The organism is Campylobacter sp., assembly GCF_052169515.1.
In the GTDB taxonomy this organism is placed as follows: domain Bacteria; phylum Campylobacterota; class Campylobacteria; order Campylobacterales; family Campylobacteraceae; genus Campylobacter_A.
In genome coordinates, this window is record NZ_JBQNCH010000021.1 from 1 (window position 1) to 26,192 (window position 26,192).

At 38.1% G+C, this 26,192-nt stretch carries 26 protein-coding genes, 4 tRNA genes and 1 other RNA gene; 12 read left to right on the forward strand and 19 right to left on the reverse strand.

What is annotated here, in order from left to right; genetic code table 11:
- The 6 genes from ACTTKV_RS07945 to ACTTKV_RS07970 all read left to right on the forward strand — a co-directional run.
- On the forward strand, window positions 1–192 hold a 192-nt coding region (locus ACTTKV_RS07945; RefSeq protein ID WP_442550047.1), incomplete at its 5' end, for a hypothetical protein.
- A gap of 73 nt (window positions 193–265) precedes the next feature.
- Window positions 266–341: transfer RNA gene (locus tag ACTTKV_RS07950), tRNA-Lys, on the forward strand.
- Between the two features lie 13 nt (window positions 342–354).
- Window positions 355–430 (forward strand) — tRNA-Glu (locus tag ACTTKV_RS07955).
- 16 nt (window positions 431–446) lie between these two features.
- Window positions 447–522 (forward strand) — tRNA-Val (locus ACTTKV_RS07960).
- A gap of 12 nt (window positions 523–534) precedes the next feature.
- Window positions 535–611, forward strand: a tRNA-Asp gene (locus tag ACTTKV_RS07965).
- Between the two features lie 148 nt (window positions 612–759).
- The gene (locus ACTTKV_RS07970; RefSeq protein ID WP_442550048.1) at window positions 760–1,779 is read left to right on the forward strand and encodes a bifunctional 3,4-dihydroxy-2-butanone 4-phosphate synthase/GTP cyclohydrolase II; all 1,020 of its coding nucleotides are present in this window, start codon (window positions 760–762) and stop codon (window positions 1,777–1,779) included.
- Between the two features lie 45 nt (window positions 1,780–1,824).
- Here the strand turns inward: ACTTKV_RS07970 and panB are convergent, their stop codons facing one another.
- Entirely contained in the window at window positions 1,825–2,634 is an 810-nt protein-coding gene (gene panB / locus ACTTKV_RS07975) for a 3-methyl-2-oxobutanoate hydroxymethyltransferase (RefSeq protein ID WP_442550049.1), read from the reverse strand.
- An 85-nt stretch (window positions 2,635–2,719) separates the two neighbouring features.
- Here panB and ACTTKV_RS07980 point away from each other — a divergent pair, with 85 nt between their 5' ends.
- Window positions 2,720–3,124, forward strand: coding sequence for a phosphorelay protein (locus ACTTKV_RS07980; RefSeq protein ID WP_442550050.1), 405 nt, complete (start codon window positions 2,720–2,722; stop codon window positions 3,122–3,124).
- Between the two features lie 30 nt (window positions 3,125–3,154).
- Window positions 3,155–3,513: a transfer-messenger RNA gene (gene ssrA / locus ACTTKV_RS07985) on the forward strand.
- Window positions 3,514–3,563: 50 nt separating this feature from the next.
- On the opposite strand, the gene ACTTKV_RS07990 is transcribed toward ssrA, so the two are convergent.
- From ACTTKV_RS07990 to galU, 18 genes are all read right to left on the reverse strand, one after another.
- Entirely contained in the window at window positions 3,564–4,451 is an 888-nt protein-coding gene (locus tag ACTTKV_RS07990; RefSeq protein WP_442550051.1) for a cache domain-containing protein, read from the reverse strand.
- Window positions 4,444–4,815 carry an HIT family protein gene (locus ACTTKV_RS07995; protein WP_442550052.1) on the reverse strand — a complete coding sequence of 124 codons (372 nt, stop codon included), beginning with the start codon at window positions 4,813–4,815 and terminating at the stop codon, window positions 4,444–4,446. The genes ACTTKV_RS07990 and ACTTKV_RS07995 overlap by 8 nt, the downstream gene beginning before the upstream one ends.
- An 18-nt stretch (window positions 4,816–4,833) precedes the next feature.
- Window positions 4,834–5,874, reverse strand: a complete 1,041-nt coding sequence (locus tag ACTTKV_RS08000) for an AI-2E family transporter (protein WP_442550053.1) — start codon at window positions 5,872–5,874, stop codon at window positions 4,834–4,836.
- A gap of 9 nt (window positions 5,875–5,883) precedes the next feature.
- Window positions 5,884–6,099 carry a hypothetical protein gene (locus ACTTKV_RS08005; protein ID WP_442550054.1) on the reverse strand — a complete coding sequence of 72 codons (216 nt, stop codon included), beginning with the start codon at window positions 6,097–6,099 and terminating at the stop codon, window positions 5,884–5,886.
- Window positions 6,090–6,773: a hypothetical protein gene (locus ACTTKV_RS08010; RefSeq protein ID WP_442550055.1), complete on the reverse strand. Its 684-nt coding sequence runs from the start codon at window positions 6,771–6,773 to the stop codon at window positions 6,090–6,092. The genes ACTTKV_RS08005 and ACTTKV_RS08010 overlap by 10 nt, the downstream gene beginning before the upstream one ends.
- An 82-nt stretch (window positions 6,774–6,855) precedes the next feature.
- Window positions 6,856–7,170 carry a hypothetical protein gene (locus ACTTKV_RS08015; RefSeq protein ID WP_442550056.1) on the reverse strand — a complete coding sequence of 105 codons (315 nt, stop codon included), beginning with the start codon at window positions 7,168–7,170 and terminating at the stop codon, window positions 6,856–6,858.
- Window positions 7,171–7,193: 23 nt separating this feature from the next.
- Entirely contained in the window at window positions 7,194–8,204 is a 1,011-nt protein-coding gene (gene ruvB, locus ACTTKV_RS08020) for a Holliday junction branch migration DNA helicase RuvB (protein WP_103599048.1), read from the reverse strand.
- Between the two features lie 49 nt (window positions 8,205–8,253).
- Complete coding sequence (locus ACTTKV_RS08025; protein WP_442550057.1) at window positions 8,254–9,360, reverse strand: sensor histidine kinase; 1,107 nt, start codon at window positions 9,358–9,360, stop codon at window positions 8,254–8,256.
- Window positions 9,344–10,012: a response regulator transcription factor gene (locus ACTTKV_RS08030; protein WP_107687002.1), complete on the reverse strand. Its 669-nt coding sequence runs from the start codon at window positions 10,010–10,012 to the stop codon at window positions 9,344–9,346. The genes ACTTKV_RS08025 and ACTTKV_RS08030 overlap by 17 nt, the downstream gene beginning before the upstream one ends.
- An 83-nt stretch (window positions 10,013–10,095) precedes the next feature.
- Complete coding sequence (nrfD, locus tag ACTTKV_RS08035) at window positions 10,096–11,037, reverse strand: NrfD/PsrC family molybdoenzyme membrane anchor subunit (protein WP_442550058.1); 942 nt, start codon at window positions 11,035–11,037, stop codon at window positions 10,096–10,098.
- The gene (locus tag ACTTKV_RS08040; protein WP_442550059.1) at window positions 11,030–11,593 is read right to left on the reverse strand and encodes a 4Fe-4S dicluster domain-containing protein; all 564 of its coding nucleotides are present in this window, start codon (window positions 11,591–11,593) and stop codon (window positions 11,030–11,032) included. The genes nrfD and ACTTKV_RS08040 overlap by 8 nt, the downstream gene beginning before the upstream one ends.
- A 10-nt stretch (window positions 11,594–11,603) precedes the next feature.
- Window positions 11,604–13,877, reverse strand: coding sequence for a thiosulfate reductase PhsA (gene phsA, locus ACTTKV_RS08045; RefSeq protein WP_442550060.1), 2,274 nt, complete (start codon window positions 13,875–13,877; stop codon window positions 11,604–11,606).
- 302 nt (window positions 13,878–14,179) lie between these two features.
- Complete coding sequence (locus tag ACTTKV_RS08050; RefSeq protein WP_442550061.1) at window positions 14,180–15,523, reverse strand: anaerobic C4-dicarboxylate transporter; 1,344 nt, start codon at window positions 15,521–15,523, stop codon at window positions 14,180–14,182.
- Between the two features lie 91 nt (window positions 15,524–15,614).
- Window positions 15,615–17,015 carry an aspartate ammonia-lyase gene (locus tag ACTTKV_RS08055; RefSeq protein WP_442550062.1) on the reverse strand — a complete coding sequence of 467 codons (1,401 nt, stop codon included), beginning with the start codon at window positions 17,013–17,015 and terminating at the stop codon, window positions 15,615–15,617.
- Window positions 17,016–17,557: 542 nt separating this feature from the next.
- Window positions 17,558–19,147, reverse strand: a complete 1,590-nt coding sequence (locus ACTTKV_RS08060) for an ABC-F family ATP-binding cassette domain-containing protein (RefSeq protein WP_442550063.1) — start codon at window positions 19,145–19,147, stop codon at window positions 17,558–17,560.
- Between the two features lie 62 nt (window positions 19,148–19,209).
- The gene (locus ACTTKV_RS08065; protein WP_442550064.1) at window positions 19,210–19,755 is read right to left on the reverse strand and encodes a DUF1287 domain-containing protein; all 546 of its coding nucleotides are present in this window, start codon (window positions 19,753–19,755) and stop codon (window positions 19,210–19,212) included.
- 3 nt (window positions 19,756–19,758) lie between these two features.
- Window positions 19,759–20,979, reverse strand: a complete 1,221-nt coding sequence (locus ACTTKV_RS08070) for a glucose-6-phosphate isomerase (protein WP_442550065.1) — start codon at window positions 20,977–20,979, stop codon at window positions 19,759–19,761.
- Window positions 20,976–21,797, reverse strand: coding sequence for a UTP--glucose-1-phosphate uridylyltransferase GalU (gene galU / locus ACTTKV_RS08075; protein WP_442550066.1), 822 nt, complete (start codon window positions 21,795–21,797; stop codon window positions 20,976–20,978). Before galU ends, ACTTKV_RS08070 begins: the two co-directional genes overlap by 4 nt.
- A 126-nt stretch (window positions 21,798–21,923) precedes the next feature.
- Here galU and ACTTKV_RS08080 point away from each other — a divergent pair, with 126 nt between their 5' ends.
- From ACTTKV_RS08080 to ACTTKV_RS08095, 4 genes are all read left to right on the forward strand, one after another.
- Window positions 21,924–22,559: an IMPACT family protein gene (locus ACTTKV_RS08080; RefSeq protein ID WP_442550067.1), complete on the forward strand. Its 636-nt coding sequence runs from the start codon at window positions 21,924–21,926 to the stop codon at window positions 22,557–22,559.
- Between the two features lie 46 nt (window positions 22,560–22,605).
- Window positions 22,606–23,421 (forward strand): prolipoprotein diacylglyceryl transferase, encoded by an 816-nt coding sequence (gene lgt / locus ACTTKV_RS08085; RefSeq protein ID WP_442550068.1) that lies wholly within the window; start codon window positions 22,606–22,608, stop codon window positions 23,419–23,421.
- A 119-nt stretch (window positions 23,422–23,540) separates the two neighbouring features.
- The gene (locus tag ACTTKV_RS08090) at window positions 23,541–24,239 is read left to right on the forward strand and encodes a fumarate reductase cytochrome b subunit (protein ID WP_442550069.1); all 699 of its coding nucleotides are present in this window, start codon (window positions 23,541–23,543) and stop codon (window positions 24,237–24,239) included.
- 14 nt (window positions 24,240–24,253) lie between these two features.
- A partial coding sequence (locus ACTTKV_RS08095; RefSeq protein ID WP_442550070.1) for a fumarate reductase flavoprotein subunit occupies window positions 24,254–26,192 on the forward strand: 1,939 nt, incomplete at its 3' end.

A 26,192-nucleotide genomic window follows, 5' to 3' on the forward strand; every position in this document is an offset into this window, starting at 1 on the left:
GATGTGGTGAAATTGGCAGACACGCCAGACTTAGGATCTGGTGCCCCACGGCGTGGAGGTTCAAGTCCTCTCATCCGCACCATTCTTTTATTGTCTAATAGTCTAAATAGTTTTGTACCTGTATTCCATTTTATAAAAATTAATATGAGTTCCTTAATAATTTTTAAAATTAGGAAATTTGTTTATAATTAATGTAATTTTAAACACCCTTTCCTTGACATGTAATAATGTTTTTTGTATAATCTCAATTCTTTTTTAAATAAATGTCTTGCTAGCTCAGTCGGTAGAGCATCTCACTTTTAATGAGGGGGCCGTTGGTTCGAATCCAACGCAGGACACCATTTTTGGGTTTATGACCCTTTCGTCTAGTGGCTCAGGACTCTACTTTCTCTGTGTAGAAACAGAGGTTCAAATCCTCTAAGGGTCGCCAGATACTTAAATTTTTAGGTCGCTTAGCTCAGTTGGTAGAGCGCCACCCTTACAAGGTGGATGTCATAAGTTCGAGTCTTATAGCGACCACCATTACTTTTAGGTGCAGCGGTAGTTCAGTTGGTTAGAATGCCGCCCTGTCACGGCGGAGGTCGCGGGTTCGAGCCCCGTCCGCTGCGCCATATTTTATAATTCTAATTACTTTCTCGATTATTATTTCTACCCACATATTAGCTGATATTACGAAGTTATAGTTAAAATCACATCTTACTTAATTTCAACTTTACCAAAAAATTAATATAATTAAAAAAATTAATATAAGGAAAATTTATGGCATTTGAAAAAGTTATAAGAGCAATTGAAGATATAAGAAACGGCAAAATGATAGTGATGGTCGATGATGAAGATCGTGAAAACGAAGGAGATCTAGTTTTTTCTGCAAATAGTAGCGATATGCAAAAGGTAAATTTTGCTATCACTCATGCAAAAGGCGTACTTTGTCTTGCAATGGATGATGTAAACGCAAGAAGGCTCGATCTGCCATTAATGGTAGCTAAAAATACCTCAAGTCACGAAACGGCTTTTACAGTTACGATCGATGCAAAAGATGCGACGACAGGAGTGAGTGCTTATGAGCGTGATATGACGATTAGACTTGCTGCAAATGCCGACTCTAAGCCTGATGATTTTGTAAAGCCTGGCCATATATTTCCACTTATTGCGAAAAAAGGTGGCGTTCTTGTTCGCACTGGGCATACCGAGGGTTCTGTAGATCTTTGCAAGCTTGCTGGTGTTAGTCCAATGGCAGCAATTTGTGAAATCGTAAAAGAAGATGGAATGATGGCTAGGCGCGATTATTTGGAAGAATTTTGTAAAAAATTTGATCTAAATATGGTTAGCGTTTCTGACCTAGTAGAGTACAGATTAAGTCATGAAAGCTTGATAGACGTCTCACCTGCTAAAAGCGTAAAAATTTGTGGTTTTGAAACACAAAGATACGACATCAAAGATCATGAAAATAAAGAACATGTTGCTTATATTTTTGGAGATATAAAAACGCAAGTCAATGTAAAATTTCAAAAAATTAGCAAAGATCATGAGCTTTTAAATGGAGATAAATTTGAAAATTTATTAAAGGTATTGAATTTTTTAAACAAAAACAGTGGTATATTACTCTTTTTAGATAGTGACAAGAGTAGTACGAGCTCACAAAAAGATTATGGCATAGGGGCACAAATTTTAAAGCATTTTGGTGTAAAAGAAATCGAGCTTTTAAGCTCAAATAAAAATAAGGAATTTGTAAGCCTTGCAGGTTTTGACCTTGACATAAAAGGCTATAAAGAAATTTAAAGATAGCCTTTTGACGCTTTTTATTTAATGCGGATATAAATCATCCTAATAGCAAAATTCTTCACTTGGGAAAATTTTGCTTTTTACATCATTTGTGTAGGCTTGAACGCTCTTTCTTACAATATCCGCTCCATCAAGATAACGTTTTACAAATTTTGGTTTAAAATCCTCAAAAAATCCAAGCATATCGGACCATACAAGCACCTGTCCATCGACATTTACCCCAGATCCAATGCCAACAACTGGCACATGAACTTGCCTTGTTATTTCACTAGCCACACTACTCATCGTGCCTTCAAGCAATATACCAAATGCACCGGCTTGCTCAAACGCCAAAGCCTCTTCAACTAGTCTTTTTGCCTCTATCTCGCTTCTGCCTTTTATCTTATAGCCGCCTTCGAATTTATAAAACTGAGGCTTTAAGCCAATGTGAGCCATAACGTTTATACCCTCTTCACAAAGGCGCTTTACTAAATTTACTTGATGCATGCCAACTTCAAGCTTTACAGCATCAGTATTTGTTTGTTTGAAAAATTTCATCGCATTTTTTATAGCTTGCTTTTCATTTGTGTAGCTGCCAAATGGCATATCTGCTATGATAAAAGTATTTTTAGCCCCAGCACAAACGGCCTTTGTATGATAAAGCATAGTATTCATGTCCGCACTTATCGTACTTTCTTGCATATTAAAGCTCATATTTAAACTATCACCAACCAAAATAATATCAGCATAATCATCAAAAAGCTTAGCAAATAACGCATCATAGGCAGTTATCATCACAATGGGTTCAATGCCTTTTTTATTTTTTATGTCATTTATTGTTAGTTTTTTCTTCTGAATTTTTTCATTTTTCATTGCAAGCTCCAAGGAATTTACCTAAAAGGCTAACAATTTTATCAAATTTTTGCTACAATTACGCCAATTTCTTAAGGACATGAAAATGGGTATATTAAAAAGGCTTGAAGTTGATTATTCTTACGATATAGTTGAGGAATTTTTATCTCACTATGCTTTGATGTGTGACTTACTTGAGCCTTTAATAATAAATTTAGGAAGAGTCGATAAATATAAAGAGAGTATTTTAGAGCTTTCTAGGATCTTTCATAATATCAAATCGGCAGCAGGATTCATGCATCTTGATCCGATTTTAAAGCTTACAACTTTAGCCGAAGAAATCACACAAGAGGCAAGAAGCCTAAAAGGGCCAGCAAATGATAAATTTATAGATTGGTTGTTGCTTATTAGCGATCAGTTTAATAAATATAAAGATGACGTCGAGAACGATTTAGAGTATTTTAGCGTTCTTGAGCCAAAAATCATTGATGTGCCAGCAAAACTTGACTAAATAGATTCTACTAAATACCGTTTTGTTTTTGGGAGCGACTTGGCTTCGACAGGAGCAAAACGCATATGGTGGCACGCCGCTTTGAGCAAAGCGTAAAAAGCTCAAATTAAATTTAAACGCAAACAACGTTAATTTCGCTCCTGCTTACGCTAAAGCTGCGTAAGTTCAGTTGAGCCTTGCTTAGTCTAATTCTAGCTAGGATAAAAGCAAGTAATTTAGCTAGAGTAGGCTCGTAATATGACCGAGTGCGAGCTGAAATTTTGGTCTTAGTCTAAATTTTGGTTTTGGAAAGTGAGCCTTTTTAGACGAATCTTTCACTTTTGCTAAGCGTGTAGAGGCTGTATGTATTTTGTTTTTGGACAGGGGTTCGATCCCCCTCGCTTCCACCATTCTTTTTTATTTATACTACAAACACAAAAATTTATCAGATAAATCGAATCTAAAAAAGCTCTTCTGATTCAAAATAATTTTGCGAGATATTTCGCTCTTTTTCATTTGTATTTACATGAAGCACGTAGTAACCTATCTGTGTATTGCTAGCATCTATTAGCGGTACCACGCAAAAGTAATGAGTTTTATAGACGTAAAAATCATATTTTTTAAAATCAATATCGCGTAAAAAGCCTACTATATTTAAATTTGCACTACTTAAATTTTCAATATAGTAATCATTTAAAATTTGATCGCTTGGCACGCTTTTGTGTGGCGGTATCTTATCTTTTGCTAATAGCACAAATAGATCTATCCCTTGCTTTTTAAAATAGTTTCCAAGTGAGTCAAAATTTAGCAAAACTTCAATATTTCCAATATTTTTGCCATCATGTACGATATTTGAGACGGCTCTTATATGCAGCCCAGCATACCATGCTTCGATGCCTACCATTGGTTTATTTTGTCGTCTTGACTCTTGTATCAAAAACCTAAATGTAGCTGTCATGTCACCATATCTATTTAGATCCCAGCTTCTTACATAGCTTTTCAAATCCTTATCATAAAGATGGAGCTTAATATTATTATACATCGACGCTGCACCAAGGGTTTTGGTCAAATTTTCTATATTTTTTACACACTCTTCTCGGCTTTGACCAAGAAAGCAGTTTTGCACCGACTCATTTTGAGCAAGCAAAATCGAGATCGCTATAGATGAAAATTTCGCATCATCGATGCTTTTATTTAGCTGTTTCATGTGATGATCAAAAAAAACACGCATGTTGTTTTGATTTTTTTCAGCCATATATGAGTTATAAAGAAAATAAAAAAGCCCACCAAGCACTGCAATAACAATAAAAACAATATAAAGATTAATATATTTTCTATATTTATTCAAAACTAGCCCTTAGTTGTTCTTCTAGAAATTTAGCAAATTCATCAAATTCAGGCAACGTTAGCTCACTTTTTCTCTTTGGGCTAGCCCATACACTATCTGGGAAGAATGCGTCATCGCTAAATCTTGCAATAACATGGATATGCACGTGTGGCACGTAGTTGCCAAAGCTTGCGATGTTTATTTTGATTGGTTTATAAAACTTGAGCATAGCTTTTTCGGCTACCAGCATAGCTTCAAAAAGTCTAGCCCTGCTCTTTTCATCGCAATCGCTTAACTCACGAAATGGCTTAACTGTAAAAATTTTTATCCATGGAAGCTCATTTTCTTCACGCTCAACTTTTATAAATTTATCTTCATAAATCATTTGTCTTCCTAAATATTTTTATACAAAATTTCTCTCTCTTAAAAGCGTATAAAGCTTAATAGTCGAGATAAAAAATGTTACGATCGCTGGTCCAAGGATCACACCCCAAAAACCAAATGTCGTAATACCTGCAAGCATCGCAAAGAAAATAAGAAGCTCATTTATCTTTGTTGGTATTTTAACCAGCTTTGAGTTTATAAATTTAATAACAAGTGGCTTTAGGAGTGTGTCGGCGGCAAAAGATATCACTACAATAGTATAAAGTGCGATAGTAATGGCTGCTGCTATATTGCCATTTGCAAATTCATAAATACTGATAGGGCCCCACGCTAAAATACCACCAATAACAGGAATCAGCGAAGCAAAGCTAAAAAATATACCAGTTAGCACGCCATTATATCCGTAAAAACTAGTAACAATGGCAAATAAAAAACCTTGGATTATCATGTTGGCAATAGTTGAGTAAAACACTACACTCATCACATTACCAACCTCGCTCAATATAGACTCAGTATCATCTTGTTTTAGCGGAAGTGCCTCTTTTAGATACTTTATTAACTCATTTCCATAAAGGTTACAAAAGAAGAAAAAGACCAGGATGATTATCATATCAATGCCAAATTTAAGGCTTAGCTTGCCTAAATTTGCGAGATTTGTAGCGAGCTGAGAAAATAGCATCTTAATATCAAGCCCACCTATAAATTCTTTTATCTTTGGCTCTAAAAAATTTATCGATTCTGGTAGGCTAAAATCATAATTTTTGATAAATTCAATAGTCTTTGTGACGTTGTTTATATCAAATCCAGCTGCATACTTCGCGATCTCGATCACTGCGTAAAGAAGCGGAGCTATAAATAGACACAAAAGTACAAATGTTGTAAGGGCAGAAGAGAGTGTTTTGCGGTTTTTAGTAAGCGATAAAAATGCGATCTGAACGTTAGAAACGGCCACCGCTAGCAGCGCTGCGATAAAAATATCAAGCAAATATGGTTTAAAAAGATAGACCACCAAAGCTAAAGCACAAAATGCAAAAATTCCAAAAAATAGTCTGTTGTTCATCTTGCTCCCTTAAAATGGGATTATTATAGCAAATTTATCAAAGCTGCTCATTTGCTTCCCAAATTTGCTCAAACTCTTTGCCATCAAGCTTGCAAAGCTAGCAAGTGTGGCTAGACTTTGGGCATTTAGCATGCCACCGTTATTTAAAATTTGAGCAACAAAATAAAGCTCATTTCTTTTTGGTTTTACAGTGAAGATATCACCTATTTTTAGAGCTATGTGCATTGAAAATTTGCTCCGACGACCTCGCACTCATCACAAATTTGCATATATATAATGCCCTCGCCATCTATCAAGCCACCAAGGGAAATTTGTGCTAGATATCTCATGCTTTTACCGCATTTTGGGCAGTGCAAGTACTCCGAGTCTTGCTCCCACTGCGGATATCCGCCAAGCAAAATTTCACCATCGATCATAGCCGCATAGTGCATACAGACCTCGTTTGCTAACTCGAATTTTTGCCCATCAAGCGTTGCCACAGCGTCTCTTACATAGTCTTCAATCTCGCCCTCGCCCACTACCTCTGTTTGCACGCTATTGCCGTCATTTTGGCAAAAGTACTGCACCAAGCCCACGCATGTAGGGCAAAATTTAAGCACAGCATCGTTTTTAAGCTCTAACCCAAGTCGCTTTAGACTCTCTTTTTTGATGATGAGCTCTAGCATCTCGCCGCTACAAAATTTACATTTTTCATCATTTGTGGCTTTAAATTTAATACCTGCGTCTGCGTTTTGACTTGGCTTGCAGGCAAAACACTTATCAAAAACTAGACTTCTTCTCTTGCCACTGCTATCAAAGCTCCAGCCAGCAGTCTGCGAGTACCCATCAGTATCGGCATAAAGCTTCGTCTTCCAAGGCTTTGGCGCACCATAAAGCTTAAAAAATAGCTCCCTTACCACCTCATCGCCCTGCCATGCAAGCGCCGAGAGGATGTGATTTAGCTTAACTATATTTTCTTCGCTTGAAAGCTTCTTTATAAGCTCATCTCTGATCTTTGTTGAAGCCTTTTTTGTAAATTTCAGGTGGGTAGTACTCGCCTTTTTTTGTCAATTCTTCGATGATCTGCTCATCACAAATGTCATGCAGATAAAAAATATATGTGAGGTCGCTGTAAATTTCATCAAATTTATCTAGCTCGTCAATGTGCGCAAGGATATTTTTCTGCCTCTTTTTGATCTCGTCCTCGCTTAAGCCTTCATAAAACTCCAGCTTCTCTTTTTGCCTGCACCAGTAGCAGATCCCGTCGAAGTAAATCGTCCTTTGCTTGCACTTAGGACAAAGATGTGGCTCGCCCATTTTTGCTCCAAATTTAAATTTCGCTACTCAAAAAGCCCTTTTTCGATGTCGATCTTGACGTTAAAGGTCTCAAAACACTTCGCACTTGCGATCCTGCCCTTTGCGGTGCGCTCGATAAAGCCATTTGCAAGCAGATATGGCTCGATGACGTCTTCAACCGTGCCCTCGTCCTCGCTAAGTGCAGCAGCGATCGTGCTAAGCCCCATAGGACGGCGCCTTGCTTGCATCAAAATTTCTAAATACCTAATATCCATCTCGTCAAATCCAAGCGAATTTACACCAAGGGCATTAAGTCCCTCTTTTGCACGATCGTGGCTGATGATTTGCTCGTCATTTACCTCAGCAAAGTCGCGAATTCGCTTTAGCAGTCTAAGAGCGATCCTTGGCGTGGCACGTGAGCGTTTGGCGATCTCAAGCGAGGCGTTTTTGTCGCACTCTTTGCCAAGTTTGGCAGAGGCTATCTGCACGATACGACTTAGCTCGCTACTTGTATAAAACTGCAGCCTAAAGTCCATCCCAAAGCGATCTCTTAAAGGCGCTGAGATCATACCAGCACGAGTGGTCGCGCCGATAAGCGTAAATTTTGGCAAGTCTATCTTGATAGTCTGAGCTGCAGGCCCTGAGCCAATTATAATATCAAGCCTAAAGTCCTCCATCGCAGGGTAAAGCACCTCTTCGATAGCTGGGCTTAGACGGTGTATCTCGTCGATAAAAAGTACGTCGCCCTCTTGTAAATTTGTAAGGATCGCCGCTAGGTCGCCACTCTTTTCTATCATCGGCGCTGCGGTCATTTTGATACTAACACCCATCTCGTTTGCTATGATGTGAGCAAGTGTGGTTTTACCAAGTCCTGGAGGGCCGTAAAATAGCACGTGATCTAGGCACTCGTTTCGCTTTTTGGCTGCTTTTATAAAGACGTCTAAATTTTGTTTTATCTTTTCTTGGCCGATGTAGTCTTCAAATTTTGTCGGTCTAAGCGAGACTTCAAAGTCGTTTTCAAAGCTTACTTTTTCGATTTCAACGATTCTATCCAAAGTTTTTCCTTCTAAATTTAAGGCTTCATTTTACGCTTTTATGCTTAATCTAAGCTCGTTTAAATTTGTAGTAAAAGGTGCTGCCCTCGCCATAAACGCTATCAACGCCGTATAAAATTTCATGTTTTTGGCAAATTTCACTGACGATATTTAGCCCAAGACCAAAACCGCCCTGAATTTCATCCTCTCTGACGTATCTTTTCCAGACCTTTTTAACGTCCTTTATCCCCTTGCCAAAGTCTTGTACACTAAGCTTTATCCGGTCATTTTCAAAGCATAAATTTATTAGTATTTCGCTCTCTTTTTGGCTGTATTTTATAGCATTTGTAATCGTATTATCAATGATACGCTGTGCCTCTACTTTGCTTAGTGTGATATAGGCATCATCTACCAAATTTGTATTTATAGCTATGTGCTTGACATCTGCCACACTTTGTAAAAATTTTACCCTTTCACTCACGTACTCGCCTAAATTTAGCCGCTCATTTGGGAATTTGATGTAGCCACGCTTTATGAAGTACTCAACATCTTCATAAGTTATTTGCATCTGTTTTAGAGCGTTTTTGATGCGGGTTATATACTTGTTTTCAAGCCCCAGCATCTCAAGATTCATGCCAGCTACGCCAAGTGGAGTCTTTAGCTCATGCATAGCATCATTAAAGAAGTTGTTCATATACTTTTGAAACTCTTTATAAGGCTTAACGCTGCTTAGATATAAAAAATAGACTATAAAAAGAACTGCGACCAGTATAACAAGCAACATAATGGCTGTTAAAAATACACTCTTTTTATTGTCAAGTTCATTTTCCACCACGACATAGTAAGGAGTCTTATCTTTTATAAAAAAGCTTTTGTAGAACAAATATCCATCCTCTTCAAGTGTTACAAATTTAAAGCTACTTGGCTGTTTTGTGAGAGTTGAGATAATTGGTTTAAAATTTACATCATAGATTGCAAATTTATATTTTAAAGAAATAGCTATGTTTTCGTTTTTTAGAAATGAATTTTTGATGATGTTTTCATGTTTCATAGCACCAAAAAGAGCTTTTGAAGTGCTGTTTTTTTGGCTTAAATTTAGGATCACAAAGCTTTGAAAGCAAAATAGCGACATTATCACAAATGTCGCTATGATCTGGATCTTAAAGCTCTTGTGCATCTATTTTATAGCCTATGCGCCTCTTTGAGATGATAAAGTCATTTGTCGTTTTGTTTCTTATCTTTAAAACGTGCATTCTTATATCAGCGCCCTCTATATCTTTATCGTTCCAGACAAGATCTCTAAGCTCTTCCATGCTGACGTAAGAATTTAGGTGAGTCACCAAGCACTCGACCAAAGCGACCTCTTTTGCACTAAGATCAACCATTTTGCCGTTTTTATATAGCACTCGCTTATTTAGATTAAAGCTAAATTCTTCATTTATCTTGACTATGTTTTTATCGTCAGTGCCGTAGTACTTTCGCATAAGCTCAGCTACTCTAAATTTAAGCTCAGCAAGCTCAAATGGCTTTTTTAGGTATTCATTACAGCCAAGCTCGTAGCCAATCGCCATATCACCTATGTCAACTAAAGATGTTGTTATCATGATGGGGGCACTTGGATTTAGACTTCTTATATACTTGATAACCTCATGACCGTTTACACCAGGTACTTTTATATCAAGTATAAAAAGATGATAGAAATTTTTCTCTATCAGATCACAAGCTTCTTGTCCATCGCTTACCGCACAAACCTCATAACCTAGCGTCTGCAAAAACTCGCAGACGCTCTCTTGAAACCCTAAGTCATCTTCTAAAAGCAAAATCTTCAAAACGCTCTCCTAAAAAATAAACTTTAATAAGAATTGTATCTATTTTAATACTTAATAGGTAAATTCCAAATTAAAATTCTTTTTTAAGTATTAAATAAAATTTGACCTGCGTAAACTATGTAACATCTTAATAAAAAGACGCCGCAGATAACAAAAATAGCGTTTAGAACTGCGATCTCACGTTTGAAATCATGTGCTTTTAAAACGCTTAAATCCAAAATGATAGGCAATGCCATACCAAAACCAATAACACCTACATAAAACATCAAACCAAGAGAATTTGCACTGAGTGCACTAGCAACTGTATTTGCGCCGCTTGCACTTGCATTTGAAACAAGTACGAAAAGTGCAACTATAAGTAAAAACTCAACTATAATCGCAAAAAAGTCAAATTTTAATAAATAGTGTGCAGCATCGTTATGTTTTTTCTCTTTATCTTTTAGTACACCAATTAATAGTGTAAATGCACCAGCACAGCTTAAGCCAGAGACTAAGAATAATACTGGTAGAACTGGCGTGTTCCAAAGTGTTATCTTATGAGCTGCGCTTAGTAAGAAGCCTGTATATGCACCAACGCCAATGCCAAGGACGAAGAGTAAAATTCCGATCAATCCTGAAAGCTTATCAGCCAAATTTGCAACCGCGTCACAAATAGAAATTTTAAGTGATGCAATCTCATTTTTAAATGCACCAACTGCGTATACAACGCTTAGTGGAGTATAAACTAGAAGCAAAGCAACACCTATTGACATAACTGAGTCAAAGTTATAAAGCAACAAGATCCAGTAAAAGCTTAGTGGCTTACCAAGATCAACTACCAAAAGCGCAAGACCAAAGATGATCGCTACTGGAGCGATAAGAGCAGCTGCTTTGAAGTAATAGTTATCTTTGCCGTATTTGCCAGCTAAAAGCACTGCAACGATGCTAGCACCAGCACTAAGTCCTGCTAAAAATAGATAAAATGCTATTGGCCAGCCCCAGTAAATTTCTGTATACTGAGCTAGACTTCCTGACATGCTATTCATTGTGTGCTCCTTTTGTATTTGCGATCATTGCAAGCAGAGGTTTTGTTTTTAACTCCTCTTTTGGCAAGTAGTATTTTGACTCTTTTAGTAGTTTTGATACTTTAGAGTTTTCGTCATTTATGTCACCAAAAGTTAGTGCATTTGTAGGGCATACACTAACACATGCTGGCTCTTTACCCTCTTCTAGCCTGCTCTCATAGCAGAATGTACATTTTCCTATCTCACCATCAGGCAAAACAAAACGTGCATCGTATGGACAAGCTAGAATGCAGTATTTACAGCTAACGCAAGTCCTATGATCTACTAATGTCACACCATCTTTTGTCTTAAAGCTAGCTCCTGTTGGACAAACCTCAACACAAGGCGCATCTTCACACATAACGCAGCTTTGACGTAGGAAGTCAGTTTTTAGCTTTGGAAAAGTTCCGCTCATCTTTGCATGTACTTGCAAGCGGTAAACGCCCATTGGTACATTATTTGTAGTTCTACACGCTACCGAACAGCCTTGGCAGCCGATGCATAAATTTTCATCATGTATCATCATATATTTTTTCATTTTCTAATCCTTACGCTTTAGTTATACTAACGCCAACGTTTGTGACCATAGTTGCAGCTACTGGGCCCTCTGCTGGGTCAAGAAGTACGCTTGTATTTAAGCCAACGTGGTTGATAGTTTTTAGGCCTGGGGTAATGTGTCCGAAACCGTGGTAAATAAAAAGTGTATCTTCTCTAATACCCTCTGTTAGCATTAGATGACCTTTTTGCTCGCCAAATTTGTTTTTAACAAGGACTGTGTCACCATCTTTTAAATTTTTCTTTTTCGCTGTATTTGGATGTATCCAAATCGGACTATCGCTCATAAGGTCGTTTAGATAAGGAACAGCTTGCGTATGGCCGTTAGTGTGGATAGGTGTTTTACCACAAGTTAAGCAAAGATCGTGACCATCATATGTATCCATATCTTTATCGTTTAGCGCACCATATCCTGCAAACTGCTCTTCAACATCCGGCAAGAATAGCTCTATCTTTCCGCTTTTTGTTTTAAGCTTAGCCATTTGATCCATTAGGCCATTTTCACCTATAAATTTTGTTGCATTTGGATATTTCGCAACAAATTTATCAATCATAGCTTTTTCTCTAAATAAAATGCCTGGCTCATCCCATGTGATATAGCCATCTTTTTCTAGTGCGGCAAGTAAATTCGCATCTCCGCCAGCTTGTTGCATTCTAAATTCGCGCATATCGTTCCATGTGTAAAGCTCGTCTACCTTCAAGCGACGTGCTAGCTCTCTAAAGATAAATGCAGCATCTTTTGTGTCGCCAACTGGATCAACCACCTTATTTCTTATCATATAAGCTGGTTTTAGACCTGATTTATCCTCGATGCCCTCATCACGCTCTAGATAGCTACTCTCAGGCAAAATAACGTCTGCAAATGTAGCCATATCATTTAGATAAACATCACTTACTACGATAAAGTCAAGCTTTTTAAGTGCTTCAACGCTCTTCATCGTTCCAGCCACGTTCATAAGGTGGTTAAATCTTATATTAAACCAGCCCTTTATCTCATATGGTTTAGCACTCAAGATGGCTTCATTGATATCCATTAATACGCCGTGTTTTCTATTTACAAATTTATGTTTGCCAGCCTCTCCAGCGAAATCTAGTCTGGTAATTTTTGGTACTTTAAATTTATCATCTGGGTTTTTAAGCACAGGGAATTTATCTTCGCCGACTAATTTGTTAAAAGTTTTTGCATTTTTGCCACCAAAAAGACCACCTTTTACTTCCCAGTTACCCATCATCGCATTTGCAACCATGATGGCCTTTGTTCTCATATACTCGGCTCTTGTAGTAGTCGTTTTGTGACCAAAGTCAATGATGACTTTTGGAGCAGCTTTGTAAATTTCATCAGCAATGCGTCTAACATCGCTTGCTTTGATTCCTGTTATGCTTTCTTGCCATTCAGGTGTTTTACCCTCGACACTTTTTACGATCTCATCAAAGCCGATAGTGAAATTTGCAATAAATTCTTTATCGTAAGTACCGTTTTGTATCCATGTATTGATAAGCGCTAAAACAAACGCAAGGTCAGTTCCTGGTTTAACTGGCAACCATTCATCGGCCTTCGAAGCTACAACGCTAAATCTTGGCTCAAGCACAAGTAACTTTGTATCTTTTTTAGCTGCAAATTTAGCAAGCTTTTTAGCGTCAGCTATAACTATACCTTCAAATAAGTTGTGACCAAAGTTTACAACGTATTTTGCATTTGCAAAGTCTCTTTTTAGCTTAGCTATGCCATACATCTGCTCGCACACCATCTGATAAGTGATCGGACAGCATGAAAAGTGTGAAAAGCAGTTTGGCGAGCCGTAAGATGAAGCAAAATTTACCATTAGCTTGTGAGTTTGTGAGCTTTTACAGGTAAAAATAAAGCTCTCAGGACCGTACTTTTGCTTGATTTCAAGCATTTTTGAAGCTACAAGGTCAAGTGCCTCGTCCCAGCTAGCCTCACGCCACTTGTTTTCGCCTCTTTCTCCAACTCTAATTAGTGGTTTTTTGATTCTATTTGCATCATAAAGCTGACTAAGGCCTGAACCACCTCTTGCACAAAGCGATGTTCCTGTACCACCAGCCTTTGGGTTACCGCTTATAAATCTTATCTTGCCATCTACAACCTTTGCCTCAATAGGACATCTTGTCGAACACATCTCGCAAAAGCTATGAACATGTTTTTCACTCTTTTCCAAAGCATCGCCTAAAGCACCACTTGGAAGAGAGGATGCAACAACACCAACTCCCGCACCGAATTTTAAAAATTCCCGTCTATTAAAGCTCATCTTTCTCCCTTTAAAAGAAATTTTACTTTTGTTATTTTATTATTTAAAGATAAAACTAAAATTAAATTTTATTTAATAATTATTCTTAGTATATATTTTTTAAAAAACTTAAGATTAGTTATCAAAATATATATATTTTAAAAAAAAATAAACTAATTAAATAAAAATACAAATGGCTAAATTTTAGGAATATAAAACAAATTTGATAAATTAAAAATATAGCTTTTTATTTTAAGAAAAGCAAATAGAAATTTTAAAATCGAAATAAATTTAAAAAGCCGAGAGAGATCTCGGCTTAAGTCTTATAAAAGAACTGGAGCTACAATAAATCCTAGGATAACAGATAATGCAACCATTATCGTTCCAGGAATAAAGAATGAGTGGTTAAATACAAATTTACCAACTTTTGTAGTTCCAGTATCGTCCATTGCAATAGCACCTAGTGTTGTAGGGTATGTTGGTAGAACAAATAGACCAGAAACTGCAGCAAATGAAGCTACAAGTATCCAAATTTGACCTGAGTTTTCAGGGCTAGTCATACCAAGAGCGGCAGCAACAGCTGGCATCATAACCTTTGTTGTGGCAGCTTGAGAGTATAACAAGCAGCTTAGGAAATATAAAGCAACAGCTAAGATAAATGGATACTGAGTAACAAAGTTTTTCGCAACCTCTTTAATAGAATCAAGGTGGCCATTAACAAATGTTGTACCAAGCCATGCGATACCGATAACGCAGATGCACGCATTCATACCGCTTTGGAAAGTACTAGTTGAAAGAAGCTTACCAGTATCTACTTTACAAGTTACTGCTATTGTAAAACCAATTGTTAGCATAAAGCTAATAATAGCCGCATCTCTTGAAAGAATAGGTTTTTCTACAAGACCCAAACTCTTTGATATAAAGAGTGCATAGCATACAACTATCAAAACACCGACTGCAAAGATTGCAACTGATCTTTTTGCATAAGGTTTTGGCTCATGATACTCTGCAGCTTTAACTTCTTCAACCAAGCCTCTTGCAAGTCTATCTTTATAAATAGGATCTTTTGAAAGGTCAAGATCATAGAATTTATTAACTATAAATGCAGTAATAACCATTGCAACAAATGTAGTTGATATACAAATAAATAGCAACACTGGATAGCTAACACCTAGCTTTTCGCATAGACCACTCATCGCAACAAATGCAGCCGAGATAGGGCTTGCTGTGATCGCTACTTGAGATGAAACAACTGAAAGTGCAAGTGGGGCTGAAGGTTTAATGTTTTGAGTCTTTGCAACCTCAACAATAACAGGAATCATAGAAAACGCTGTGTGTCCAGTACCTGCTAGTATAGTTAAAAGATAAGTAACTATAGGAGCAAGAAAGTTAATTTGCTTTGGATTTTTGCGTAAAATTTTAGTTGCCACTTGAACTAAATAATCAAGTCCGCCAGCAACTTGTAAAGCTGTGATCGCTGAAATAACTGAAGCGATAATTAAGATAACATCCATTGGGATGTCTTTCATATCGACTTTCATACCAAGCAATGCAAGCACTATAACACCAAGGCCACCTGCGTAGCCAACGCCCATACCACCTAATTTGACACCAAGATAGATGCCGCCAAATAGGACTATAATCTGTAAAATCAGCATTATATCCATTGAAAACTCCTTTATTAAATTTTATTACTAAAATTTCTGCTTAAGCGTGTCAGAATTTTGACACGCTTTTGATAATACTTTGCTTAAATTTCTACTTAACCATGCTTGGATTTAGCATATTTTTTGGCTCTAGGATCTTATCGATCTCTTCTTTGCTTAAATAGCCTCTCTCTAGGCAGATGTCACCAACTGCTTTACCAGTTTGTAGAGCTTCTTTGGCGATACTTGCAGATTTTTCATAGCCAATGTATGGGTTAAATGCTGTTACGATACCAACTGAGCCAAGTACTGATTTTAAGCAAGCTTCAGGATTTGCTGTTAGTTTTCTTACAGCTTTTTCAGCTAGAGTTTTCATTGCATTTTCAAGGATAAATATAGAGTTAAATAACGCATAAGCGATGCCTGGTTCAAATGCATTTAGCTCAAATTCGCCTCTTTCAGAGCAAAGCATGATAGTTACGTCATTACCCATTACTTCATAGCAAGCTTCGCCTACAACTTCTGCAATAACTGGATTTACTTTACCTGGCATAATTGAGCTACCTGGTTGCATTTGTGGTAAATTTATTTCACCTAGTCCGCATCTTGGGCCTGAGTTCATTAGGCGAAGGTCGTTTGCAATTTTTGAAAGTCTAACAGCTGCGGTTTTTAACGCACCACTTACGTGTACAAAGTCTGCAGTGTCTTGAGTAGCTGCTATAAAATCATCAGCCTTTTTAAAATCAACACCGGTAATTTCTTTTAGCTTTTTAACAACTACATTTTTATAATCAGGGTGGCAGTTAATACCTGTACCAATCGCAGTTGCACCCATGTTTAGATATGTCATTGATTCGCGTGCAGCTGTGATCTTTTCGATGTCGCTTTTGATGTAGCTTGCAAAAGCGTTAAATGTATTTCCAAGTGTTGTAGGAACTGCATCTTCAAGCTCAGTTCTACCCATTTTGATGATATCTTTAAATTCTTTTGCTTTTTTCTCAAGCTCATCTTTTAGTAAATTCATAGCAGCAAGCAAATCAGTAAGTTTTGCATAAGTTGCTACTTTTATTGAACTTGGATAAGTGTCATTTGTGCTTTGTCCAAGGTTTGTATGATCGTTTGGATGGATGTATTGATACTCGCCTTTTTTGTGTCCAAGGCTTTCAAGTGCAACGTTTGTGATAACTTCGTTTGAGTTCATATTTGTACTAGTTCCAGCACCACCTTGAACCATATCAACAACAAATTGATCTAAAAATTCGCCAGCTATTACTCTATCAGAAGCTTTTGCTAATGCATCAGCAATCTTAGGATCTAAAACGCCAACCTCTTTATTAGCAAGTGCTGCTGCTTTTTTGATTTGTGCAAATGCTTTTACAAAGTATGGATATTCTTTTAAAGTTCTGCCACTCATGTGAAAGTTTTCGGTAGCCCTAAATGTTTGAATACCATAGTAAAAATCGTCAGAGATCTCTAACTCACCAATAAAATCGTGTTCTTTTCTGGTTGCCATAACCATTCTCCTTATAAAAAATTGTATTGATGAAATTATATAAGCATTTGAGATTTTAAATATTAATGACTACTTCTTTTTTTTAAGTTTTTATTTTTTAGCTTGATAAAACGACTTTCTAGCGAAAATAGTTTGTAAATTTTAAACAAAGTTTTAGAATTTTACTTAGATAAATTGTTATTTTACTAATAATATCACTATTTTATTATACAAAAAGGCTATAAATAACTCGAATTTATTCTATTTTTTAAGGTTAAAACATCTTTTTATATAAAATTAATACAAAATAAATATATATTTACAATTTTTCTTACCAAAAAACTAAAATTTTTAAGTTAAATTTTATTTATAATGTTATTTCGTGTAGTATAAATATGACAAAAACTATTTTGACAAATTGCTTTTATTAAAATTTAAAAATGTTACTCAAATTTGCAATATACAAGATTGCTCTATAAATTTTTAATATTTAGTTTTATCATTTACTTAAAATATTATTGATATAGATTAGCTCCTAGCGGGCTAGGAGCTAATGAGGCAAATTAGCCTTCAAGGCCTAAATTTGCTCTGTATTCTTCGTATGTTCCTTTGAAGTCAACGATCTCGCCATTACCTTTTAGGTGTAAAATTCTATTTGCAAAGGCGTCTATTAGCTCCCTGTCATGACTCACACAGATAACTGAGCCACTAAAGTTGTAAAACGCCTCGCCAAGCGCAATGATAGCCTCAAGATCAAGGTGGTTATTTGGCTCGTCCATGACAAGTAAATTTGGACGATGAAGCATAAGTTGAGCTAGCCTTACACGGTGCTTTTCGCCACCACTTAGCGCGCCGACTGCCTTTTCTTGCTCAGCACCGCTAAAGAGCATCCTACCAAGACACTTTCTGATCTCGTCGATGTCTTTGTTTTTGGCATCTTGGAGGTACTCATAAAGCTTTAGCTCGCCCTCTATCTTATTTACTGTATCTTGCGCAAAATACCCTGGCTCTATGGTCGCACCTATATGTACCTCGCCCACGTCAGGCTTTAGCTCGCCCATTATAATCTTACAAAGTGTACTTTTACCAACGCCATTGTGACCGATGATAGCTAGCTTGTCGCCCTTTTCGAGCTTGAAATTTAACCCGTCAAATATCACTTTATCATCAAATTTCTTACTTACGTTTTTAAGCTCTATTAGCTCATTGCCTATCTCACGGTTTGCACGAAATAGTATGCTAGGATCGCGTCTGCTTGATACTGCGATCTCGGCAATATCGAGCTTTTCAAGCTGTTTTGCGCGAGAGGTTGCTTGCCTTGCCTTGCTCGCATTTGCTGAAAATCTCGCGATAAATTTCTCCAGCTCCTCTTTCTCTTTTAGCTTCTTATCACGCTCCATCTCATGCTGCTTTGCGATCAGATTTGCAGCCATATACCAGTCGTCGTAGTTGCCTGAAAACTCACGAATTTTCTTAAAATCCACATCCAAAATGTTTGTGCAAACTCTATTTAAAAAGTGTCTGTCGTGGCTGATAACCACAAGTGTACCCTCGTGGCGGTTTAGCTCGTTTTCTAGCCACGCGATCGCGTCTATATCAAGGTTGTTTGTTGGCTCGTCTAAAAACAAGATGTCTGGCTTTGGAAATAGCACCTGTGCTAGCAAAACTTTAACTTTATCTGAGTTTTCGACCTCACTCATGAGCTTGTCAAATTCATTTAGCCCTAACGAGCTTAAAATTTTCTCTATCCTAGTCTCATACTCATAGCTTGGATCCTCCTCGGCGCTTATCATCTCAAGTTCGCTTAAGCGCTCATTTATCTCATCTGTAAATTCCTCGCTCATATAGAGCTTTTCTTTCTCTTTAACAGCATCATATAGGCATTTGTTACCATAAAGCACTGCATCTTTTAGCGTGAAATTTTCAAACGCAAACTGATCTTGCCCAAGCACGCCAACCTTTAGTCCATTTTCTATGACGATCTCGCCGCTAGTTGGCTCGATGGCTCCGCTTAAAATTTTTAAAAATGTCGATTTTCCAGCGCCATTTGCACCGATTAGTCCGTATCTGTTGTGGCGATTTAGCTTTAAATTTACATCCTCAAATAGCAAACTGCTTGCAAATCTCTGAGTAAGTCCCCTAACTTCTAACATTATTTTTCCTTGTGATTATTTTTTTGCGATTTTGCCCAAAATTTGATTAAAAAGCCATTTTGCTACTTTAGCCTAAAATGCCCCGTGATCTTGTAGCCATAAAGTATGTTTTCTTCTTGCACGCCAGAGCCGATATTGTGGATAACTAGCGGTGTTTTGGCGTAAAATTTATCTGAGATCACACCGATGTGAGGCAAATTTCCTGGTAGCATCCACGTGACGATATCGCCTGGTAAAAATTTATCATCACTCACCTCAAAACCTTTTCTTTTTAGATAGGTAGCGATGTTTAAAACACGCCTGTGATCGATGTTTTTATCAGCCTTTTTAAGCCCCCATTTTTTAGGATAAACTGAAAAATTTTTACTCATATCTTCAAAAATGAGCCTTTGCAGATCGATATCTTGATGCCGCAAAGCCCTTACTACAACGTCCGTGCAAACGCCCTTTTTGATATCTACGTCGCCCATAGGATAGGCGAGCCGCTCATAGCCTGGATCATAACTTAGCGTCACACCGATCTGCGACCTAGCGTCATTTACAAATTTACTCGCCGAAAAGGCAAAAATTTGCATGGCAAAAAGAGCTAAAAGTAGAAATTTCTTCATTTTCTACTTTAAAAGCATGGTTTTTAGGATACGTTTTCCTATCTCAACGCCTGGCTGATCGTAGGTGTTGATGCCTAGCATGATACCAGTAGCCGAGGTTAGTAGCTCGTAGTAAAAGATGAGCCAGCCAGCGTGAAACTCATCAAGCCTCTCAAGCGTGATCGTATCGACACTTATGCCCTCTTGCACGAGCGCCATAGCCGTCGCGTCGCACTGTAAATTTATAAGCTCATTTAGGCTAAGCCCTGCTACAAAATCGCACTCCTCAAGCCCTTTTAGGCTCAAATTTGGGATAGTTTTGTCGCTTACGTGATCTTTTATCTTTATAAATGTCACGCTCTTATCTTTTACGCCGTCCATGATAAGCTGCAAAAAGCTGTGCTGATCGCGGCTACCAACAAGTCCAACTGGCGTAAGGCCGACCCTTTTATAGCCTCGTTTTTTGCCAAGACTCTCAGCCCAAAGCTGCACATACCAGTCGTTAAATTCAAAAAATCTATCGCAGTAGCTAAATATGACATTTATGCTAGCGTTTCTATTAGTAGCGTAGTGGTAGGCTTTAGCGACGATAGAGTTATCTTTTTGCTCGATGTATTGCTTCTTACAAGCAAGCGCGCCATCCAAAAGTGCCTTTATATCGTAGCCACAGATACCAAGAGGCACAAGGCCAATCGCACTTAGCACGCTAAATCTACCGCCAACATTTTTTGGAATATTAAAAAATTTAATCCCATTTTCTTTGGCAAAATTTTCTAAATTTGTTCCAGGATCGGTGATGATGAGGAAATTTTTGCCTAAATTTTGAGGTTTAAAGTCATCAAGCAAACACTTAAAAATAGTGATCGTCTCGATCGTGTTGCCTGATTTTGAGCTTATTACAAAAAGCGTCTCGTCAAATTTAACACCATCAAGCGTGCTTTTGTAACTGCAAGGATCGACGTTATCTAAAAATAAAAGCTCTCTTTTTATCCCCTGTGTGCCATCAAGCATTGATTTTAGCGCCTTTACACCAAGACTGCTGCCCCCAATGCCAACAAGTACTACATTTTTGATATGAGCTAGCCCTTTTTCGTACTCCTCGATCTCGCCAAGCAAATTTTGCCCAAGAGCTGGCAGGTGGTAGTAGCCTATCTCGCCGCTTTCGTACTCGTCGTTTATGCGCTTGGCGTAAGAGTCGATGACTTCGCTGCTTGCAAAGTTAAATTTAAAACAAGTCTCTATCATTTACTGCGCTCGTAAAAGAAATTTGTAGCCTCTACAAAACCATCGATGCTACCACAGTCAAATCTCTTGCCTTTAAATTTATAAGCTAGCACCATGCCATCTTTTGCCTGCGCTTTTAATGCGTCCGTGATCTGGATTTCGCCGTTTTTACCTGGCTTTGTTCGCTCTAAAATGTTAAAAATATCTGGCGTTAGAATGTAGCGACCAATGATGGCTAAATTTGTTGGAGCTTCGGCAGGATCAGGCTTTTCAACCATGTCATCAACCATTATCAGATCATCTTCTATAAACCTGCCACTTACGACGCCATAAGACTTGGTCTGCTCTTTTGGCACTTCCATCACAGCTACTACGCTGCAGCGGTACTTTTCATAAATTTTAACCATCTGAGAAAGTACGCCCTCGCCGTTTTCATTTATACATAGATCATCTGCCAAAATGACGCCAAATGCTTCATCCCGAACTAGCGTTTTGCCCGTATAAATAGCGTGTCCAAGTCCTTTCATCTCGTTTTGTCTAGTAAATGAGAATGTACATGAGTTCATCAAATTTCTTATCTCACTAAGAAGCGACTCTTTTGAGCTACCTGCGATCTCTTTTTCTAGCTCGTAGCTGATGTCAAAATAGTCCTCAAGTGCCCTTTTTCCGCGTCCTGTAACAAAGGCCATATTATCCATGCCAGCTTCAAGCGCCTCATCAACGCCGTAGTGAATGAGCGGTTTTGTAAGGATCGGCAACATCTCTTTTGGAAGCGATTTTGTAGCTGGCAAAAACCTCGTTCCATATCCAGCTGCTGGAAATAGGCAAGTTTGTATCATTTTAGTCCTTCGTGAAAAATTGCAAAATTCTACTATTTTTTCCTTAATAATATAAATTTGTTTAAATTTACAAGGCTTTAATTAGCAAATTGATAAGATTTTTAAAATTTAAAGAAAAGAGCAAATTTGCAGACAATTGATAGGATTTTTAAAGCTCAAATCGACATAAAAAAGTCAAATTTTTTAGCATTTTTATGCCCGATAAGCTCATTTAAAAGCTTGCACGAGAGCCTAAAAGAGGAGCATTTTAAGGCTGTTCACGTAGTTTGGGCGACAAGAGAGCTAAACAAATACGGCCAAATTGTCGAAAATCAAAGCGATGATGGCGAGCCAAAGGGCACTAGCGGCCAGCCGAGCCTAAATGCGCTAAGGGGCGCCCAGCTCATAAACGTTGGTGTCTTAATTGTCAGGTATTTTGGCGGGATAAAGCTTGGCACTGGAGGGCTAGTCAGAGCCTACTCAGGGGCTGTGAATGAAGTGATAAATGAAGCCATAAAAGATGGTGGTGTGATGAAATTTGAGATAAAAGATGAGATCAAATTTTTTACACCATTTTCATTAATGAGCCGCTTTGAACACTATTTTGCCACTAAAAATTTAAGCGAGTTTGAAAGAGAATTTAATGACCTTGGAGCGATCTGGAGCGTAAATTTAAATGAGGTTGAGTTTGCTGAGCTATTTAAATTTTGCAAAGAATTTGAAGCAAGCGAGTTTAAATTTCTAGCCTTGCCACTTGGCAGCAAAGCACTGTTTACTCATTAAAGCTAAATCATTGTAAAATCGCACAAATTTAAAAAGAAAGTAAAAAATGGAAATTTGGAACAACGTTTATAATCATTTCGACCCAGTTGCCTTTAGTCTTTTTGGCTTTAGTGTGCATTGGTATGGGCTCATGTACATCTTTGCCCTTGTTTCGGCACTGGTCATTGCAAAATACCTAGTCAAAAAAGATAAAATTTCTATCTCAGACCAGCTTTTAGACAACTACTTTTTTTGGGTCGAGATCGGCGTTATTTTGGGTGCTAGACTTGGCTGGGTTTTGGTATATTCGGGTGAAGCAAGCTACTATTTAACGCAGCCTTGGCAAATTTTTAACCCATTTCACAATGGCGAATTTGTAGGAATTCGTGGCATGAGTTACCATGGAGCTGTAGTTGGGTTTTTACTTGCGACTTATTTATTTTGTAAAAGGTATAAGCAAAATTTATGGCAACTGCTTGATCTTTGCGCCGTTTGCATACCTTTTGGATATACCTTTGGAAGGATCGGAAATTTTTTAAATCAAGAGCTTTTTGGGCGAGTTACAGATGTGCCTTGGGCGATAAATGTCTTTGGTCAACCAAGACACCCTAGTCAACTTTATGAAGCGTTTTTGGAAGGTTTAGTTATTTTTATTATTTTATTTTTATATAGAAAATTTAAGAAATTTGATGGTGAACTTATCGCACTTTATGCCATTTTTTACACCTTTGCAAGATTTGTTTGTGAGTTCTTTAGAGAGCCTGATTCTGGGCTTGGTTTCATTGTTTTTGATCTTTCAATGGGACAAATTTTATCGCTTATTATGTGTAGCTTTGGAATTTTTGTTTATATTGTGCTTTTTAATAGATTTACGAAAATTTAATGTAAACGTTTAAAAAACATTAAAGTAAATTTCTGATACGATTAGCTTTATCAATTAATGCTGATATTTAAATTAGTATTAAGAAATGATAACTTATTTCAAATTTCTTAGGAGGGCTCATGACCGGGCTTATAGAAGGTTTTTTGGGAAAACGGTCGGACGGTAAAAAAAGCCGCACACCAGCCGCTTGGGATAGATGGCAAAGTATTACAGGTTTTATTTTAGCCTGTTTTATATTGTGCCATATGGTTTTTACTTCTACTATACTACTTGGCAAAGATGCATTTAATGCCGTTGTAGGATTTGCGGAGGCAAAATTTTTATTTGGCGAAGCTACTTGGTGGATTACAAACGTAATCGCTGCCGTTATATTTGTAGTTTTTGTCACTCATGCTTTCTTAGCTATGAGAAAATTCCCTGCAAATTTTAGACAGTATCTAATGTTTAGAGGCCATAAAGACCGCATGAAGCACCTTGATACTACTCTTTGGTGGTTTCAGTTTTTGACAGGCTTTGCTCTATTTTTTGCAGCAAGCGCCCACCTTATAGACATTATCTTTGGTGGACATATAACAGCTGACAAATCAGCACTTGCTTTCCATAAACTAGAAATTTTCTACTTCGCACTACTTGTTTTCATGGTAGTTCATGCTGGAGTTGGCATGTACCGCTTATATGTTAAATGGGTAAGCATCGATGGCGTAAACAAACACGAAATGCTCACAAAAAGAAACAAAGCAAAAACTGTTGTATTTGCTGTTTACGGAGCACTTGCCGTGATCGCATTGATCGCCGATTTCGTATGGATCAGCCACTAAAAAGGAGCTAGAAAATGAATGTAAAATATTATGACGCATTAGTAATTGGTGGTGGTCTTGCTGGTCTTAGGGCTGCTGTTGCTGCCGGAGAAAAGGGCTTGAGCACAGTTGTTTTAAGCTTGATCCCTGTAAAGCGCTCTCACTCAGCTGCTGCACAAGGTGGTATGCAAGCAAGCCTTGGCAACTCTAAAATGAGTGAAGGCGACAACGAAGATGTTCACTTTGCTGATACAGTAAAAGGTAGTGACTGGGGCTGCGATCAAGAGGTTGCACGTATGTTTTGCCAAACAGCGCCTAAGGCTATTCGTGAGCTTGCAGCTTGGGGTGTGCCTTGGACTCGTATAACAAAAGGCGAGAGAAGTGCTATCATCAATGCTCAAAAAACTACTATCGTTGAAAAAGAAGAGGTTCATGGTCTTATCCACTCACGTGACTTTGGTGGTACAAAAAAATGGAGAACCTGCTATACAGCTGACGCAACTGGTCACACAATGCTTTTTGCTGTTGCAAATGAAGCCTTAAAACACAATGTAGAAATTCATGACCGCAAAGAAGCAATCGCACTAATCCACCAAAATAACCGCTGTTATGGTGCGATCGTCCGCGATCTAGTTAATGGCGAGATCACAGCTTACGTTGCAAAAGGTACATTAATCGCTACTGGCGGCTACGGTAGGGTTTATAAACACACTACAAACGCCGTAGTTTGCGAAGGTATCGGAGCGGCCATCGCACTTGAGACTGGCGTAGCTCAGCTTGGTAATATGGAAGCGGTACAGTTCCACCCAACTCCGATCGTTCCATCAGGCATTCTTTTAACAGAAGGTTGCCGCGGTGATGGCGGAATTTTACGTGACGTTGATGGATATCGTTTTATGCCAGACTATGAGCCTGAGAAAAAAGAGCTTGCTAGCCGTGACGTCGTAAGTCGCCGTATTATGGAGCATATCCGCGCTGGTAAAGGCGTACCTAGTCCATACGGATATCACGTTTGGCTAGATATATCAATTCTTGGACGCGAGCACATCGAGAAAAACCTACGCGACGTTCAAGAAATTTGCGAAATCTTTAACGGCATCGATCCAGCTGATACTGAAGTGTATACTGATGAAAATGGACGCCAACGTGGCAAAGGCTGGGCTCCAATCCTGCCTATGCAGCACTACTCAATGGGTGGCATCAAGACTAAACCTACAGGCGAGAGCCCGACACTAGCTGGTCTATTTAGTGCCGGCGAGGCAGCATGCTGGGATATGCACGGATTTAACCGCCTTGGTGGTAACTCAGTTTCTGAAACTGTTGTAGCTGGTATGATCGTTGGTGATTATTTTGCTGATTATTGTGCTAGTCACGAGATAGAGATAAATACAGCTGATATCGAGAAATTTGTAAAAAAACAAGAAGACTACCTAAATAGCCTTGTTAGCAAAGAGGGTAAATTTAATGTCTTTGATATCAAAAACAAAATGAAAGATATCATGTGGGAACACGTTGCGATCTTTAGAACAGGAAAAGGCCTAGAAATTGCGGTTAAAGAGCTTGAAGAGCTTTACAAAGAATCACTTGATGTCAAAGTAAGCAACAAAGCACTATTTGGCAACCCTGAGCTTGAAGAAGCTTACCGCGTGCCAAAGATGCTAAAACTAGCTCTTTGTATCGCAAAAGGTGCACTTGATCGTACAGAGAGCCGTGGAGCGCACTGCCGTGAAGACTATCCAAAACGCGACGACCTAAACTGGCTAAATAGAACTCTAACTAGCTGGAAAGAAGGCGATACGCTACCAACTATCGTGTATGAGCCACTTGACATCATGAAGATGGAAATTCCGCCGGCATTCCGCGGATATGGAGCTAAGGGTAACATCATCGAGCACCCGGACAGCGCTGTACGCCAAGCACAGGTCGATGAGATCCGCGCCAAAATGGAAGCCGAAGGCAAAGGCAGATACGAGA